The 16,625-nt window shown below is 47.2% G+C and carries 14 protein-coding genes; 7 read left to right on the top strand and 7 right to left on the bottom strand.

Translation table 11 applies throughout. The features are described 5' to 3' along the window. Nucleotides 1-55: 55 nt before the first annotated feature. The gene (metG, locus tag VC182_RS09600; RefSeq protein WP_323485162.1) at nucleotides 56-1,726 is read right to left on the bottom strand and encodes a methionine--tRNA ligase; all 1,671 of its coding nucleotides are present in this window, start codon (nucleotides 1,724-1,726) and stop codon (nucleotides 56-58) included. Between the two features lie 161 nt (nucleotides 1,727-1,887). On the opposite strand from metG, the gene VC182_RS09595 reads away from it, so the two are divergent. The 4 genes from VC182_RS09595 to VC182_RS09580 are packed head-to-tail and all read left to right on the top strand — an operon-like array spanning nucleotide 1,888 to nucleotide 6,528. Continuing rightward, nucleotides 1,888-2,730, top strand: a complete 843-nt coding sequence (locus VC182_RS09595; RefSeq protein ID WP_216121311.1) for a formate dehydrogenase accessory sulfurtransferase FdhD — start codon at nucleotides 1,888-1,890, stop codon at nucleotides 2,728-2,730. A 40-nt stretch (nucleotides 2,731-2,770) separates the two neighbouring features. Further along, nucleotides 2,771-3,337, top strand: coding sequence for a dCTP deaminase (gene dcd / locus VC182_RS09590; protein WP_071464932.1), 567 nt, complete (start codon nucleotides 2,771-2,773; stop codon nucleotides 3,335-3,337). A gap of 12 nt (nucleotides 3,338-3,349) precedes the next feature. Beyond that, nucleotides 3,350-4,264, top strand: coding sequence for an ion channel (locus VC182_RS09585; RefSeq protein ID WP_072583774.1), 915 nt, complete (start codon nucleotides 3,350-3,352; stop codon nucleotides 4,262-4,264). Then, nucleotides 4,261-6,528 (top strand): arginine/lysine/ornithine decarboxylase, encoded by a 2,268-nt coding sequence (locus VC182_RS09580; RefSeq protein WP_323485161.1) that lies wholly within the window; start codon nucleotides 4,261-4,263, stop codon nucleotides 6,526-6,528. Before VC182_RS09585 ends, VC182_RS09580 begins: the two co-directional genes overlap by 4 nt. A gap of 294 nt (nucleotides 6,529-6,822) precedes the next feature. Here the strand turns inward: VC182_RS09580 and VC182_RS09575 are convergent, their stop codons facing one another. From VC182_RS09575 to argH, 3 genes are read right to left on the bottom strand one after another with little or no spacing between them, the layout of a single operon-like run. Then, the gene (locus VC182_RS09575) at nucleotides 6,823-8,355 is read right to left on the bottom strand and encodes a TRAP transporter large permease subunit (RefSeq protein ID WP_323485160.1); all 1,533 of its coding nucleotides are present in this window, start codon (nucleotides 8,353-8,355) and stop codon (nucleotides 6,823-6,825) included. Beyond that, nucleotides 8,352-8,903, bottom strand: coding sequence for a TRAP transporter small permease subunit (locus VC182_RS09570; RefSeq protein ID WP_072583771.1), 552 nt, complete (start codon nucleotides 8,901-8,903; stop codon nucleotides 8,352-8,354). The genes VC182_RS09575 and VC182_RS09570 overlap by 4 nt, the downstream gene beginning before the upstream one ends. A 5-nt stretch (nucleotides 8,904-8,908) precedes the next feature. Then, nucleotides 8,909-10,327 (bottom strand): argininosuccinate lyase, encoded by a 1,419-nt coding sequence (gene argH, locus VC182_RS09565; RefSeq protein WP_072583770.1) that lies wholly within the window; start codon nucleotides 10,325-10,327, stop codon nucleotides 8,909-8,911. A gap of 43 nt (nucleotides 10,328-10,370) precedes the next feature. Here argH and hemC point away from each other — a divergent pair, with 43 nt between their 5' ends. Continuing rightward, nucleotides 10,371-11,336: a hydroxymethylbilane synthase gene (hemC, locus tag VC182_RS09560; RefSeq protein WP_323485159.1), complete on the top strand. Its 966-nt coding sequence runs from the start codon at nucleotides 10,371-10,373 to the stop codon at nucleotides 11,334-11,336. 23 nt (nucleotides 11,337-11,359) lie between these two features. Beyond that, nucleotides 11,360-12,184, top strand: a complete 825-nt coding sequence (locus VC182_RS09555) for a uroporphyrinogen-III synthase (RefSeq protein ID WP_323485158.1) — start codon at nucleotides 11,360-11,362, stop codon at nucleotides 12,182-12,184. Between the two features lie 6 nt (nucleotides 12,185-12,190). Here the strand turns inward: VC182_RS09555 and VC182_RS09550 are convergent, their stop codons facing one another. From VC182_RS09550 to VC182_RS09540, 3 genes are all read right to left on the bottom strand, one after another. Further along, nucleotides 12,191-12,763 (bottom strand): chorismate--pyruvate lyase family protein, encoded by a 573-nt coding sequence (locus VC182_RS09550; protein ID WP_323485157.1) that lies wholly within the window; start codon nucleotides 12,761-12,763, stop codon nucleotides 12,191-12,193. A 2-nt stretch (nucleotides 12,764-12,765) separates the two neighbouring features. Further along, nucleotides 12,766-14,301, bottom strand: a complete 1,536-nt coding sequence (locus VC182_RS09545; RefSeq protein WP_072583766.1) for a DEAD/DEAH box helicase — start codon at nucleotides 14,299-14,301, stop codon at nucleotides 12,766-12,768. A gap of 295 nt (nucleotides 14,302-14,596) precedes the next feature. After that, nucleotides 14,597-15,994 (bottom strand): coniferyl aldehyde dehydrogenase, encoded by a 1,398-nt coding sequence (locus tag VC182_RS09540; RefSeq protein WP_323485156.1) that lies wholly within the window; start codon nucleotides 15,992-15,994, stop codon nucleotides 14,597-14,599. A 49-nt stretch (nucleotides 15,995-16,043) separates the two neighbouring features. Between VC182_RS09540 and msrA the strand changes: the two genes are divergently transcribed. Further along, nucleotides 16,044-16,616 (top strand): peptide-methionine (S)-S-oxide reductase MsrA, encoded by a 573-nt coding sequence (gene msrA / locus VC182_RS09535; RefSeq protein WP_072583764.1) that lies wholly within the window; start codon nucleotides 16,044-16,046, stop codon nucleotides 16,614-16,616. Nucleotides 16,617-16,625: the final 9 nt, after the last annotated feature.

The raw sequence follows: 16,625 nt of genomic DNA, 5'->3' as shown, positions 1-16,625 counted from the left end.
CGAAAAGTTATCTAGGGACTACAACCGCCATTATAGGTGCTTTTTAGGGGGCTTTTTACAAGTTTGCAGCCAGCAAAGCCTCAATTTGAGGGGCTTCCACCCGGGTCATGAGGTGTTTATAGGGCTTGATAGGGTTCTTGCTGGAGAGCGGTGTATAAATGTCTGACCAGGAAAGGGGTGGCAAGGAGAAGAATTCTTCAACGCCAGCTGCAACTTGAGGAATCACTGGCTTGAGGTACAGACTCATCATCCGGAATGCCTCTAACGTAATACTACAAACCCGCTGTAAATCTGCTTCACGTTCTGGATCTTTAGCGATTTCCCATGGCTTGTTCTCATCTACAAAGCCGTTTACCTTGTCAGCTAACTCCATCACGGTACGCAGTGCTTTTGCATATTCGCGTCCCTCATAGAGTTCAGCTATTTTTTCGCTAGCAGCGGCAATCTCTTTGAGTAGTGGATTACTCATCGCTTCATCAGAAACTACGCCACCAAATCGCTTCACTAAGAAGCCTGCGCTACGACTAGCAATATTGATGTACTTACCGAGTAGGTCACTATTCACGCGCGCAACAAAGTCTTGAAGATTTAAATCTAAATCTTCCATGCTGTCATTAAGCTTAGTCGCAAAGTAATAGCGGAACCACTCAGGATTAAAGCCGCACTCAATCACGCTGTTTGCAGAAATTAAAGTGCCGCGTGACTTACTCATCTTCTCGCCATCTACGGTTAAGAAGCCATGAGCAAATACGTTGGTTGGTGTGCGATAGCCGGCAAACTTCAAAGTAGCAGGCCAGAATAAAGTGTGGAAATACAGAATATCTTTGCCGATGAAGTGGTATTGCTCGGTAGTGGTATCTGGCTTAACCCACTCATCAAAATTAAGGCCTTTAGCTTGGCAGTAATTGAGGAAGCTGGCATAGTAGCCGATCGGGGCATCAAGCCACACATAGAAGTATTTACCTGGTGCATCAGGGATCTCGAACCCGAAATATGGGGCATCGCGGGAGATGTCCCAATCGCCCAGTTTGCTTTCGCCGGGCTGGCCAACCCATTCTTTCATCTTATTGCGAGCTTCAGGCTGCAATGGAGTTTTGACTTGAGTCCAGTCACGTAAAAACTCTTCGCAACGTGGATCAGATAACTTAAAGAAATAGTGATCAGAAATCTTTTTGATAGGGGTTGCACCGCTGACTACTGAAAAAGGATTCTTCAGGTCTGTAGGTGAATACGTTGCGCCACACTTTTCACAGTTGTCACCATACTGATCTTTAGCGCCGCACTTAGGGCACTCGCCCTTGATGAAGCGATCCGGTAAGAACATTTCTTTAACAGGATCGTAAGCTTGCTCAATCGCACGCTTTTCAATCAAGCCAGCATCACGCAGCTTGAGATAAATACTTTGCGCTAACTTCTCATTCTCAGGGCTATCTGTGGTGTAGTAGTTATCAAATGAGATGAGGAAGTTATCAAAGTCCCGCTTATGTTCTTTCCAAACATTAGCAATGAGTTCTTTAGGGGTGATGCCTTCTTTTTCAGCGCGCAACATGATGGGGGTGCCATGCGTGTCATCAGCACCAACATAGTGAACCTCATGACCACGCATTCTCTGAAAGCGAACCCAAATATCAGTCTGAACGTATTCCACCAAATGGCCGATATGGATCTGACCATTGGCATACGGTAAGGCGGAGGTGACAAGAAGGCGGCGTTGAGAACTGCTCATGTAGTGCGGACTTAAATAAGAATGTAAGAAGGTTAAATAGGGTGCAGCGCTCAATTATGCTGGCTAATGCAGTGATTTTAGTCTGCGGTTAAAGTAAGGCTCCTCGGAGTGTTCCTAAACCCCGATAAAATTGAGTTCAGCCCGACCTTAGAGAGTATTTTATGGCAGCAAAACCAACCATTCAGATGTCTTGTGCCTCAGTGCCTTTGGTGCATGAGGTCGAGGTTATGGATGAGCTGGGTCGCCTTAAAACTACCCATATTCCGGGGGAGCGCCCTTTAACCATTTATTTGGATAAGCGTGAAGTGGTGACGCTGATGACCTTGGGAAGTGCTCCAGAAGCCCTGGTCTTGGGCTATTTACGTAACCAGCGCCTCGTGGAGTCTCCTGATGACATCGAAAGCATTCAGGTTGACTGGGAGACCGATTCGGCTGCTGTTAAAACCCGCCGGAGTACGGTGGATATTGATGCCCTAACCAGCAAGCGGGTAGTAACGACTGGTTGCGGTCAGGGAACCATGTTTGGTGGCTTAATCGAGGAGATGGATGCGATTCAGCTTCCCGAGGGACCGCTACTCTCTCAAGAGGCAATAGTTGCCTTGATTGACTCCATTCGAATCCATGACACCATTTATAAGAAGTCTGGTTCGGTTCATGCCTGCGCAGTCTATGAGCGGGACGGGCAGGATGGGGTGCGACTGCTGCACTTTATTGAAGATGTTGGTCGCCATAATGCGGTCGACTCGATTTCTGGCTTGATGTGGCTAGTGAATAAACCGGGCAAGGATTTGATTTTCTTTACTACTGGGCGCCTGACCTCAGAGATGGTGATCAAGGGGGCTCAGATGGGCATCCCTTTCCTTCTGACCCGCTCTGGCGTGACCTTGATGGGTCTGGAGCTGGCGCGCAAGACTAACCTCACCATCCTCTCCCGTTGCTCCGGCAAACACTTTGAGATCTATAACGCCCCGGAGAGGGTCGTTTTTAGCCAAAAACCCCAATAAATTCGTCAGCAGGTAAGGGCGAAGGTTTTACAATTCGGTCATGACTATTAAATCAGACCACTGGATCCGCCGCATGGGCGAGCAAGGCATGATCAGCCCATTCGAACCTGGGCAAGTTCGCCAAGATGCCGCCGGCAACAAAATCGTAAGTTATGGCACTTCAAGCTATGGCTATGACATTCGTTGCGCAGACGAATTCAAAATCTTTACGAATATCAATAGCACCATCGTTGATCCGAAGAATTTCGATGAGCAATCATTCGTCGATTTCAAGGGTGATGTTTGCATCATTCCACCAAACTCTTTTGCATTGGCAAGAACGGTTGAGTACTTTAAGATTCCACGTAGCGTATTAACCGTCTGCGTTGGTAAGAGTACTTATGCTCGCTGCGGCATTATTGTGAACGTCACGCCATTTGAGCCTGAGTGGGAAGGTTATGTCACTTTAGAGTTTTCAAATACTACACCATTGCCTGCAAAGATTTATGCGGGTGAAGGTTGTGCGCAAGTACTCTTCTTTGAGAGTGATGAAGTGTGTGGAACATCATATAAAGATCGCGGTGGTAAGTATCAAGGTCAGCGGGGCGTAACCCTGCCTAAGACCTAAGCCATTACGGCAGTGCGTAAATTTCTATTTAATCGCCGTCCATCACGGATTAATCTAGAAGAATATCGCGCCACACTCTCGCGCTCAGAAATGGCGCGTCCAGAGAATAATTTCTACCATTGGCTGCTAGGTACCACCTGGACTAGCTTTATGTTGCTAGTCGTTTTTGTATATCTCGGTACAAATCTTATATTTGCTTTTGCTTATATCGCATGTGGAGACGGGGCCATTACCAATGCCCGACCAGGCTCTTTGTTGGATGTCTTTTTCTTTAGTGTGCAAACGATGGCAACCATTGGATATGGCCGAATGACTCCGGTTGGTAGTTGGCCAAATGCGATTGTGACGTTTGAGGCGTTCTTTGGAATTGTTTACTCCGCATTAACTACGGGTCTGGCCTTTGCGCGCTTTACTAGGCCTACCGCAGGCATACGTTTTTCTAAAGTAGCTGTAGTGGGCAACCATGACGGCATCAAAACATTGAAGTTCCGAGTAGCCAATGATCGCAGCTCCCATATTGTGGAGGCGCAGTTACGCTTATGGCTCATTGCAGAAAGCATGACAAGCGAGGGTGAGCGCTATCGTCGATCTGTTGAATTGCAGCTGCATCGCTCCGAGAGCCCAGTCTTTTCCTTGACCTGGACGGCGATGCATAGCGTGGATGAGGCAAGTCCACTAAAAGATTTCTTGGGTAAAGCAGAATTGAATGGTCATTGGCATCTTTTAATTACCTTTACGGGGTATCACGAGAGCCTGGCCAATCAAGTCTATGCTCGCCATGTTTACTTACCAAGAGATGTGCAGCAAAATGCGACTTTTGTCGATATAGTCACGGTTTCGCCAGATGGCGGCCGGATAATAGATTTAGCCAACTTTGAGAAGTGGGTTCCGAATGTCTCGGATAAATTAGCAGGGGAGTTTTTATGAAATTTCGTTTTCCAATCATCATTATTGATGAAGACTTCCGCTCCGAAAATATTTCGGGTTCGGGAATTCGTGACCTCGCCGAGGCGATTGAGAATGAAGGCATGGAGGTTATTGGCTTAACGAGCTATGGTGACCTGACTTCGTTTGCTCAGCAAGCTTCTCGTGCATCGTCATTCATCGTCTCGATTGATGATGAGGAGTTTGACTCTGACTCAGAAGATAATGATCTTCCAGCCTTAAATAACTTGCGTGCTTTTATTACCGAAGTACGTAAACGTAATGAAGATATCCCTATCTTCTTATATGGTGAGACACGTACCTCACGTCATATGCCTAATGACATCTTGCGCGAGTTGCATGGCTTCATTCATATGAATGAAGACACCCCAGAATTCGTGGCACGTCACATTATTCGTGAAGCCAAAGTGTATTTAGATTCATTAGCGCCGCCATTCTTCCGCGCTTTAACTAACTACGCTTCTGAAGGTTCATATTCTTGGCATTGCCCAGGTCACTCCGGTGGCGTTGCTTTCTTAAAAAGCCCAGTAGGAAGAATGTTCCATCAATTCTTTGGTGAAAACATGTTGCGCGCTGACGTTTGTAACGCAGTGGAGGAGTTGGGCCAGCTCCTAGACCATACAGGTCCAGTGCTGCAGAGTGAACGCAATGCAGCGCGCATCTTTAATGCAGACCATTTATTCTTTGTAACCAATGGCACATCGACTTCCAACAAGATTGTTTGGCACTCTACGGTTGCACCTGGCGACGTGGTCTTGGTTGACCGTAACTGTCATAAGTCAGTCATTCATTCCATCACCATGATGGGCGCGATTCCCATCTTCTTGATGCCTACTCGTAATCACTTGGGCATTATTGGACCCATTCCTAAAGAAGAGTTCGAATGGAAAAACATCAAGAAGAAAATTGATGCTAATCCGTTCATCAAAGATAAGAATGTTGTACCTCGTGTAATGACGCTGACGCAAAGCACTTACGATGGCATCGTTTACAACGTTGAAATGATTAAAGAGATGTTAGACGGTAGGGTGGACTCTTTGCATTTTGATGAAGCTTGGTTGCCGCATGCGGCTTTCCATCCTTTCTATAAGGATATGCATGCGATTGGATCAGATCGTAAGCGCACTAAGAAGAGTTTGATGTTTGCAACGCAGTCTACCCATAAGTTGCTGGCTGGTTTATCCCAGGCATCACAGGTGTTAGTTCAAGATGCAGAAGATACCAAGCTTGATCGTGATTGCTTTAATGAAGCCTATTTGATGCACACCTCTACTAGTCCTCAGTACGCCATCATTGCTTCATGCGATGTTTCTGCGGCCATGATGGAGTCTCCTGGCGGCACGACGCTCGTTGAGGAGTCTATTGCTGAAGCAATGGACTTCCGCCGCGCTATGCGTGAGGTAGATGATAAGTTTGGCGCAGACTGGTGGTTTAAGGTTTGGGGCCCAGATCATTTGGCAGAAGAGGGTATTGGTGAACGTTCAGATTGGGTATTGGAACCCTCTGCTGCTTGGCATGACTTTGGCAAATTGGCCAAAGACTTCAATATGCTCGATCCCATTAAGGCGACGGTTGTTACGCCTGGATTGGATATTGAGGGTAACTTTGGTTCCATGGGTATCCCAGCCAGTATCGTGACCAAATACCTTGCTGAGCACGGGGTGATCGTGGAGAAGTGCGGTCTCTACTCATTCTTCATCATGTTCACGATCGGTATTACCAAAGGTCGTTGGAACACGCTCGTAACAGAGTTGCAGCAATTCAAGGATCACTTTGATAAGAATGCGCCACTCTGGAAAGTATTGCCTGAGTTTGTCGCTAAACATCCACGATATGAGCGCGTTGGCTTAAAAGATATTTGCCAGCAAATTCATGAGTTCTATAAGAGCCGCAATGTAGCGCGCATGACTACTGAGATGTACACATCCGATATGGTGCCGGCCATGATGCCTTCAGAGGCATGGGCGAAGATGGCACATAAAGAAGTAGATCGTGTGCCGCTGGATCAATTAGAGGGGCGCGTAACAGCCATGTTAGTTACTCCCTATCCTCCAGGCATTCCATTGTTGATTCCAGGCGAGCGTTTTAACAAACGCATCATTGACTACCTCTACTTCGCTAGAGACTTTAATGAAAAATTCCCTGGATTTGAGACGGATATTCATGGGCTCGTTAAAGCCAGTATCGATGGTAAGAGTGAGTATTACGTCGATTGTGTCAGGCAAGGGCGGGACATCACCCTTTAATCTCACCTCTTAGTTGAGCTAATGCCCTGAAAATTTCAGGGCATTTTTTTATTTGCCGATCTAAAAACGGTACTGTATCTTGCTTAATAATTATTTTGAAAGAGTGAGATTTTAATGGGCAAGAAACGCGTACCAAAATTTTTATTAGGCCATCCTCTAAACTCTACGCATGCTGATAAGGGTATGACGGAGACCTTAAATCTATTGAGGTGGCTAGCGAATGCTAGGCATCTTAGCTTATCCATTGCCCAATATTTAAATGGCAAGAAAAAGAAATATTGACGCGATTAGTTTTTATTTAATCGGTTTATCTAACTGAAATGTTACAGGAGTATCCTCATCCGTCTTCGTTGATGGTGCTTCTGGCTTACCCTCTTCGCCCCCTGTGAAATTAAAGTCTTTGCTCTCGATCACAGCAGCAGGCTTATCTAAGAGTGTTGTTACCAGCGCGGGGAAGGCCATCACCAGCACGACCATCACTAGCTGCAGACCTACCCAGGGGAGTGCGCCCCAGTAGATATCACTACTCTTCACCTCTTTGGGCGCTACGCCTCTCAGGTAGAAGAGGGCAAAGCCAAAAGGGGGATGCATAAAAGAAGTCTGCATATTCACACAAAGCATGACCCCAAACCACACTAGTGCTGCACTGGCTGCTGCTTGAGGATTGCCATTCATGGAATCGAGTAATACCGGTGAGAGTAATTTCACTGCTACTGGTGCCAACATTGGCACAACAATGAAGGCGATTTCGAAGAAGTCTAAGAAAAAGGCCAAAAAGAAAACAAACAAATTCACAACGATTAAGAACCCAATCCAACCACCAGGAAGATTAGAGAAAAGCTCTTCTACCCAGAAGCCACCATCTACTCCTTGAAACACAACAGAAAAGCAAGTAGATCCAATCAGAATAAAAACCACCATGGCAGTAATACGCATCGTGTTTTGATAGGCCTCTTGAATCAGTCCTTTGAGATTCGGAATGCTTGCGCGGCGCAGCCAAGCGAGAAGAAGTGCACCCATTGCACCCATGGCACCAGATTCTGTGGGCGTGGCAATGCCAGTCATGATGGTACCCAGAACCAGGAAGATCAGGACCGCTGATGGGATGATCCCCATGAGACATTTTTTCCAAAGTGCCCAGCCGTTGAGCGTGAGATCGCTTTCAGGTACGGGCGGTAGATAGTCGGGGCGAACACGACTCAGGAAGAAGGTATATAGGGCAAAGAGGGCGATCTGCAAAAGCGATGGACCCCATGCACCGAGATACATGCTGCCCACATCCGCACTGCCGCTTTGTGTTTTAAGTTGGTCTGCCAACACAATCAATACTAATGATGGGGGCACTAACTGTGTAATGGTCCCAGAGGCTGCTAAAACGCCCGTAGCGTAGCGCATGTTGTAGCCGTAACGCATCATCACCGGCAAGGAAATCATCGCCATAGCGATCACCTGAGCGGCGACAGTACCAGTGATAGCGCCCAAGATAAACCCAACGATGATGACGGAGTAACCAAGACCGCCACGTACGCGCCCAAATAGTTGGCCCATCGAGTCGAGCATTTCTTCTGCGAGGCCGCAGCGCTCTAAGATGGCGCCCATAAAAGTGAAGAAGGGAATGGCTAGCAGTAGATCATTGGCGAGCACGCTACCAAAGATGCGCTGCGGAATAGCTTGCAAAAATGGGATGCCAAAGAAACCCTCGCTAATCGCAATGGCTGAGAAAAATAATCCTGCAGCCATTAAAGAGAATGCAACCGGAAAGCCGATCAACATAAAGACGATCAGCCCACCAAACATCAAGGGCGGCATCCACTCTAATGGAATCATTGCATCGGCTTTTCGTAATGGAGGTCTTCGGCGGGGAGGGTTGTTTTGCCCTGCAAAGCGCCGATACGTTTAATGATTTCTGAAACGCCTTGCAGGCTCAGCATCAAAAATCCAAAGGGCACTACAAACTTAATGGGATAGCGCGCTAAGCCGCCAGAGTTCAGTGAATGCTCCATGACCAGCCATGATGGGTAAAAGAGCGTTGTCCAGGAGAGCCAAGCAAATAAGAGGCAGGCTGGCATTAAAAAGAACACCAAGCCAAAAAGATCAACCCACAAGCGCCCGCGATCAGAAAGCTGTGAGTAAATTAAATCCACCCTGACATGTTCATTACGTTTGAGTGTGTAAGATGTGCCGAGCATAACGGCTGCAGCAAATAGATACCATTGAAGCTCTAATGGCCAGTTGTTGCTGACGTCGAATCCATAGCGCAGCAGGGCATTGAGTGCTGACACGACACAAGACAGCAAAATCATAATGCTGGCTGCCTTGCCCAGAAGCTGGTTTACGTAGTCAATCCCTGCAGAGAGTTTGGACCAAAACCCCATGCACTTTAGAGGTCTGCGCGACCCCGTTTAATAGCAGCGAGAACCTGCTCTGGGGCGGTGCCACCAGCATGTTGGCGTGATTGCACTGAGCCATCAACGGTGAGTAATGCAAACACATCATCGCTAATCAGTTCAGGACGATTATCAAGACCGCATGCAAATCGAAGTTCTGAGAGACTTAAATCTGTCAGCATGCAGTTTCTGCCAACGCAAGCCTTAACAGCGTGTGCAACTGCTTCATGGGCATCGCGGAAAGCCAAACCTTTTTTAACTAAGTAGTCAGCCAAGTCGGTTGCTGTTGCAAAACCTTCTTCAGCAGCCTTCTTCATCACTTCTGCTTTCACTTCAATATGCGGAACCATGTCAGCAAAAATGCGCAAGGTATCTTGAACAGTATCTACTGCATCAAATAAAGGCTCTTTATCTTCTTGATTATCTTTGTTGTAAGCCAGTGGCTGACCCTTCATGAGAGTCAATAAAGAGATCAGATCGCCATATACACGGCCAGTCTTACCACGAGCTAATTCTGGAACATCTGGGTTCTTCTTTTGCGGCATGATCGAGCTACCAGTGCAGAAGCGATCTGGTAAATCAATGAAGCCAAAGCGGGGGCTCAGCCACAAGATTAGCTCTTCAGATAGGCGTGACACGTGCATCATCAAAATCGATGAGAAGGCACAAAACTCAATTGCAAAGTCGCGATCGGATACAGCATCTAATGAGTTATTGCAGATACCATCAAATCCTAAGGCCTTAGCTACTTGTTCGCGATCGATCGGATAGGTGGTTCCGGCTAATGCGGCCGCACCTAAAGGCAGGCGATTGAAACGAGCACGCAAATCTACTAATCGACTGGCATCACGGCTAAACATTTCAAAATAGGCCATCAAGTGGTGACCAAATGTAATCGGTTGCGCAACTTGCAAATGCGTGTGGCCAGGCATGATGGTGGCAGCATGCTTTTCAGCTAAATCCAATAGTGCAAGACGTAAAGACTTCAGGGTGACTGCAATGTCATCAACGTTGCTACGCAACCATAGGCGCAAATCCGTTGCTACTTGGTCATTACGTGAACGACCGGTATGCAAACGCTTACCAGCATCGCCTACTAATGCGGTTAAGCGTGCTTCGATGTTCAGGTGTACATCTTCTAGCGCCAACTGCCAATTAAATTGTCCGGACTCGATTTCACTCTTAATTTGAGCCATACCCTTCTGAATATCGGCCAAATCTTGGCTGCTAATGATCTTTTGGGTAGCCAGCATTTCAGCATGGGCTAGGGAGCCGGCAATATCGACCATGGCAAAGCGTTGATCAAAGCCAATAGAGGCGGTATAACGCTGAACGAGTTCGTCGACAGGTTCTGCAAAACGGGCCGACCAAGCTTGGGCTTTGTTGGCTAAGGAATTATTTGATGAGCTCATAAACACAGTATATTGGTGTAGGTCTTTGATTATTTTAAATGTTATGTCGCCAACCCTGAATTCTTCCCCATCTGACGCTCCAAAGCGCCTCGTAATCGCTTCCCGTGAAAGTCGCCTAGCCATGTGGCAGGCTGAGCATGTCCAGGATTGCCTTAAAAAGCTCTATCCAGGATGCGATGTCCAGATTTTGGGTATGACCACCCGTGGGGACCAGATTTTGGACCGAGCCCTCTCTAAAGTGGGTGGTAAGGGCCTTTTTGTGAAAGAGCTCGAAACCGCATTAGAAGATGGGCGCGCCGATCTAGCGGTGCATTCCTTAAAAGATGTCCCAATGGTGATGCCTGAGGGATTTGATCTTTCTTGCGTCATGGCTAGGGAAGATGCACGCGATGCCTTTGTTTCTAATGATTACGCTAGCCTGGAAGATCTTCCAACTGGAGCGATTGTTGGGACATCTAGCTTGCGACGCGAATCTGTTTTGCGTGCCAAGTTTCCGCATCTCGAGATTCAACCCTTACGCGGAAATTTAGATACTCGTATGGGTAAATTAGATAAAGGCGGGTACCAAGCAATTATTTTGGCCGCTGCTGGCTTAAAACGTTTAGGTTTGGAGTCACGCATCCGTGCATTTTTGCCATATGATCCTTATACGCCTGCTGCAGGTCAGGGTGCTTTGGGTATCGAAACTTTAAGTAAGCATCCCAACATCAAGCAATGGCTTGCTCCATTAAATGATTTACCAACTCTGTTCGCTGTTTCTGCTGAGCGCATGGTATCTCGTCAATTAGGCGGTTCATGCGAGGTGCCGTTAGCAGCTCATGCTGTATGGGATCAGAACCAAATGAACATTCGCTCTTTTGTAGCGAGTGTTGATGGCCAAGCAATTTGTCTGGCCAATGGTAGCGCTCAAGTGAAATCAGTTGAAGATGCCGAGGCCTTGGGCCTTGCAGTGGCAAAAGACTTGCTATCACAAGGCGCCGCAGATTTAATTCCAGCACTTCCTAAGTAATACAAAGCGCAATCTTCGTCAGCATGAGCACCAAAACAATCGTTGTTACTCGGCCTGCTAGTCAAGCGCGTCAATTGATTGAAGTGCTCACCAGGGCAATCGAGGCAAGCGGTGTAGGAAAGCGTAGTCTTCCAGAAATACTCTCTCTGCCTTTGCTAACGATTGTTCCAAAGTCGGATGAGCATTTAGCTGACCATATCGCTAGCACCCTGAGCGACGCAGATCTTGCCATCTTTGTAAGTCCTAATGCCATCGAGAGTGTGATGCGTTTATTGGAGCGAGATTGGCAAGATTTTTCTAAGAAGATTATTCCGATTGGTGTGATGGGTGGCAGCAGTCATCTTGCCCTGAGAAATCATGGCGTCGGATCGGAAGACAATCCCACTCCCATCATCATTCCAGGAAATAACGAAAACTGGGACTCTGAAGGTTTGTGGAAAGAGCTTCAATCCCTGAAATGGAATTGGCAGGGTAAAAAAGTAGTGATCTTTAAAGGTGAGGGTGGCCGTGATTGGCTGGCTGACACTTTGAAAAAGGCAGGGGCAACTGTGGAGGCTATTTCAACCTACACGCGCGTACCTTTGGATATTGATAACCCTGCTTGGCAACTTGTACGAGAAATGGATTTAAGTAAATCACTTTGGTTGCTGACTTCATCAGAGGCAGTTCGCTATTTAGGTGAAGTCATGAAAGATCAATTTACCCAAAACTTGCATGCTGCTAGTGCTTTGTGTCCACATCACAATATTGCGGATGCGGCAGAAGTCATTGGGTTTGGTGAAGTCTTTACCAGTGACCCAGGTGATGAAGCTTTAATTAAATCAACTTTAGCTTGGTTGACAATCTAAAACGCTTTAAGGTTTTTCAGCTTTCAGTAGTGCTGGTAAGAAAATTTCATTAACCAAGATGGGGTGACCCTTTAATCGATAGAGGGTACGGCGTGCCCATAAAGGTGTACTTAGGCCAGTAAAGTGCTTAGAGCATTTTTTCCATAGCTCACTACTTTTATCTAGGCGAGCAATATCGCGTGGCGGTTTTGCTTTTGAATGCCTGCGACTCTTGCTAAATAAGACAGCACCTAATGGCTTTGTGCCTAGACGCAAGATAGTGTGATTACTACCGCTAGAGCTCAATGTTGGAATGACGCTATGCGCCATCACTAAAGGGACTCCGTTGGAGCAAAGCAATACTTCACGTACCCTGCAGCGTCTGAGCTTGAAATGAAAATAGCGACTTTCGTCGCTATTCAGTGATTGAGGGCAGTCGCGCAAAACCTGAACTTCTAGCTTTTGCCCAATTGCCTTCTCAATTTTTTGGGTGAGAGACCCTATATCGCTTAGCCAAGGTTGCCACTCGCGTGGCGCCCGATGGATTTCACCGGAACCGACTCGATTCCATGCAGAACGGAGACGATTTTGGTGAATCATTTTTAGCTACCGCTAAAGCTGCGACGTTGACCGCCGGCCTTTGGTTTAGCAAAACGCGGGCCGCCTGCCGGACGTGAGTCACCAGAGCGTGCCGGACGTGAGTCAGCAGAACGCGCAGGACGTGAGTCAGCAGAGCGAGCTGGACGTGAATCGCCTGAACGACCACCACCAGCATTACCACCACCGAAGCCACCGCCAGAGCGAGACTCTGAGCGAGCGCCTGAGCCATAACGACCGCCGCCACCGCCAGAGCGATTGCCACCGCCGAAGCCACCACCAGAACGACCGCCACCAGAGCGATTGCCACCACCGCCACCACCAAAGCTTGGCTTGGCTTGTGGCTCAAGACCAGCGATGACTGAAGCAACGATATCTTGCTGTGTGAAGCGTTCGATATTGCGGATCTTCGCGCGATCACGATGTTCAACCAAAGTGATAGCAACACCATTGCGACCTGCACGACCTGTACGACCGATGCGATGCGTATAGTCTTCTGGTTTCATTGGCAAGCCAAAGTTAATCACGTGACTAATACGTGGCACATCGATACCACGAGCTGCTACGTCAGTCGCAACCAAAATCTTGGTGTGACCCTTACGTAAGGACTCGAGACGACGCATACGTACAGCTTGAGGCATTGCACCGTGTAGGGCAGTAGCTTCATAGCCATTGGCACGCAATGTGTCAGCAATTTTTTCGCTCTCAACCTGAGTGCTTGCAAACACAACCGCTTGATCCAAATCAGCATCAGCCAAAATGTGCTCGAGCAATTTATGCTTGTGTGACATGCTGTCAGCCCAATGTAACTTCTGTTCAATGTTGGCGTGCTTTTCACCTGCGTGAGCAAGTTCAATACGCTTGGCATCTGTAGTCAACTCGTTTGCTAAAGACATGATCTTTGGCGCAAAAGTTGCAGAGAACATTAAAGTTTGATTACGGCCTGCGCAACGCTTATCAATTGCCTCAAGGTCATCAGCAAATCCCATGTCAAGCATGCGGTCTGCTTCATCGATAACGAGTTGTTTAACATCATCTAAGCGAATTGCTTTGCTATCGCACAAGTCGAGCAAACGACCTGGAGTTGCAACAACTAACAACGCACCTTTCAATGCCTGGATCTGCTTGCCGTAAGGCATGCCACCCATCACAGTTGCAATACGGATACCTTTCATGCCACGAACTAAGTTCACTGCATCAGCGGCAACCTGTTGAGCCAATTCACGAGTAGGGCAGAGCACTAACACTTTAGGTTGTGCGCGACCTGGTACAGGTGAGTTGTTCGGGTTGTCTTCGATGAGTTGATTAATCAAAGGCAATAAAAAGGCTGCGGTTTTACCGCTACCGGTTTGGCTGCTGACCAATAAGTCACCACCAGCTAAAGCCGCAGGAATCACCTGAGCTTGCACGGATGTGGCTTGGGTATAACCCAGTTCAGCAACGTTTTTAAGGAGTGATGCCGCTAGGGCAAAATTCTGGAACTCAGTTCCAGTGCTCTTTGAGTCTTTCGACTCGTGATTAGTTTCTTTAGAAAAAGTCATGCTATTACACATCCCCTTTAAGGGATGTCTCCGTATGTTGCACCCATTGTTTTTTATAGGGTGCGATGGTCAAAGGCATCGACCATCAGACAAGCGGCAGCGTTGTTGTGTTTATGACTTCTAAACTAATCGCTGAAATAGAGCTGGGGGGCGATGAATCAAATTGCTTTAAAAAGCCTCCTATTATGGCATTTTCAGCACTCGATTACAAGGGTTTTCCCGACTTAATTCAGAAATAGAGGCTTAAAGCTTCATCTTCTGAGCTTGGTAATAGAAGTATCGCTTGTTTATCTCTTTATTTGAGATAACGCAAAAGCCACTCAGTCATCTTTCCATATGGAGGGCGCGCTGTTTTAGTTCCCTTGAAAAGGTTTAAACCAAAGAAGCCGCGCACTTCCAGGATCGACTTTTGATGACTGAAGGTATTAAAGCCTGCTTTGCCGTGATAACTTCCCATGCCACTCGCACCCACTCCACCAAAAGGAAGATCTTCAATGGTGATATGTAGAAGCGTGTCATTTATGGTGACGCCACCAGAACACGTTTCATTTAAAACCCGCTTCATATTCTTTTTATCTTTGCCAAACCAATATAGAGCCAAGGGATTGGGTTTGTTGTTGACATAAGTAATCGCTGCCGAGGTATCTGCAACAGTCACGATCGGCAGAATGGGCCCAAAGATTTCTTCATGAAGAACGCGGGCTTCCGGCGGAACATTGACCAATGCAATGGGCTCGAATGGTCTTGCACCAGCACCAGGGTTATTGAGCAAAGGAATCACTTTTGCACCACGGTCTAGAGCGTCGCTGACTAGATGCTGCCAGTATTCCAGTTGTCGCTCATCAATAGGGCCTGTCAGTTCTTCAGGGTTGCTAAATTGGGTTTGAGCTGCAGTTTGTAATTCTTGAATAAATTCTGCTTGAATGCCTTGCTCTAGCAAAACATAGTCAGGGGCAATGCAGGTTTGACCGCCGTTCAGTAATTTGCCGTAAGCAATAGAGGCTGCAGCATCTTTGAGTTTGGCGCTCTTATCAATGATGACGGGTGTTGTACCGCCAAGTTCCAAAGTGACTGGCGTCAGATTTTCTGCGGCAGCACGCATCACTTTTTTACCAATAGTGCCTGAGCCAGTGAAGAAAAGATGATTAAAAGGCAGTGCTGAAAATTGCTCGGCTACTTCTGGGCCACCAGTGGTGACGCAGAACTCGCTAGGGTGGAAATACTCTTGAATTAAGCTAGCAATAAATCCAGAGGTGCGTGAGCTTCGTTCAGATGGCTTGAGCCAAGCGCGATTACCAGCAGCAAAAGCGGCGATTGCTGGAATAAGCGCTAATTGAACCGGATAGTTCCAGGGACTCAGAATGCCAACTACGCCTAGTGATTGACTTTGAACCCAAGCCTGCGAGGCGCCCATATGGGATGGAACTTCTCTTTGCTCAGGCTTCATCCATTCTTTGAGATGCTTGCGGGTGTGCTTGCAGGCCTGATAAATCATCTGGCATTCAGCAAGTCTCGTTTCTACTGGGTGGCGCACCCCGAAGTCAGCCTCGAGGGCTTTGCAGATTTTTTCTTCATTTGCCTCAATCATTTTTTCAATGCGAGCAATTCGATCCAGTCTCACTTCGAGGGTAGGGTTTGGTTCTGCAGCGTAGGCTGCTTTCATTTCATCGAGCTGGATAGTGAAGCGATTCATAGTCTATTAATAGTTGGCAGGTATTGGAATAAGGCATTAGGATAAAGCCATGGAAACAAATTTAGATAAAAAAGAACCGCTTTTAGAGCGTGCCACCTTAGGTGGGGGCTGTTTTTGGTGTTTGGAAGCGGTTTACCAGCAAATTTCTGGGGTTCGGTCTGTCGTTTCTGGCTACGCCGGTGGCGCTAGACCTAATCCAACTTATGAGGCTGTTTGCACGGGTGTATCAGGCCATGCTGAAATTGTCGACATCTTGTTTGATCCGCAAATTGTTTCATTTAGGGATTTATTAGAAATCCTTTTCGTGATTCATGATCCGACTACCTTGAACTATCAAGGCAATGATCATGGCACGCAATATCGCTCGGTGATTTTTACGCACAGTGAAGCGCAGTCCAAGATTGCGCACGAGGTAGTGCAAGAGCTTGAGGAATCAAAAATCTATGCCAATCCAGTGGTGACGCAGATCGATGCTGCGCCAACCATTTATCCCGCAGAAGACTATCACCAGAATTATTTTCAGCAGCATCCTAACCAAGGATATTGCATGGCGGTAGTCGCGCCTAAGCTGGCTAAATTTAGAGCGAAATTTAAATCGCTCATAGCGCCACAATATTCCTGAGGGTTAACA

The organism is Polynucleobacter sp. AP-Nickl1-40-C4 (assembly GCF_035012665.1).
Classification (GTDB): Bacteria; Pseudomonadota; Gammaproteobacteria; order Burkholderiales; family Burkholderiaceae; genus Polynucleobacter.
Note: the sequence above shows the minus strand (reverse complement) of the source record. Positions and strands in the feature narration are given on the sequence as shown.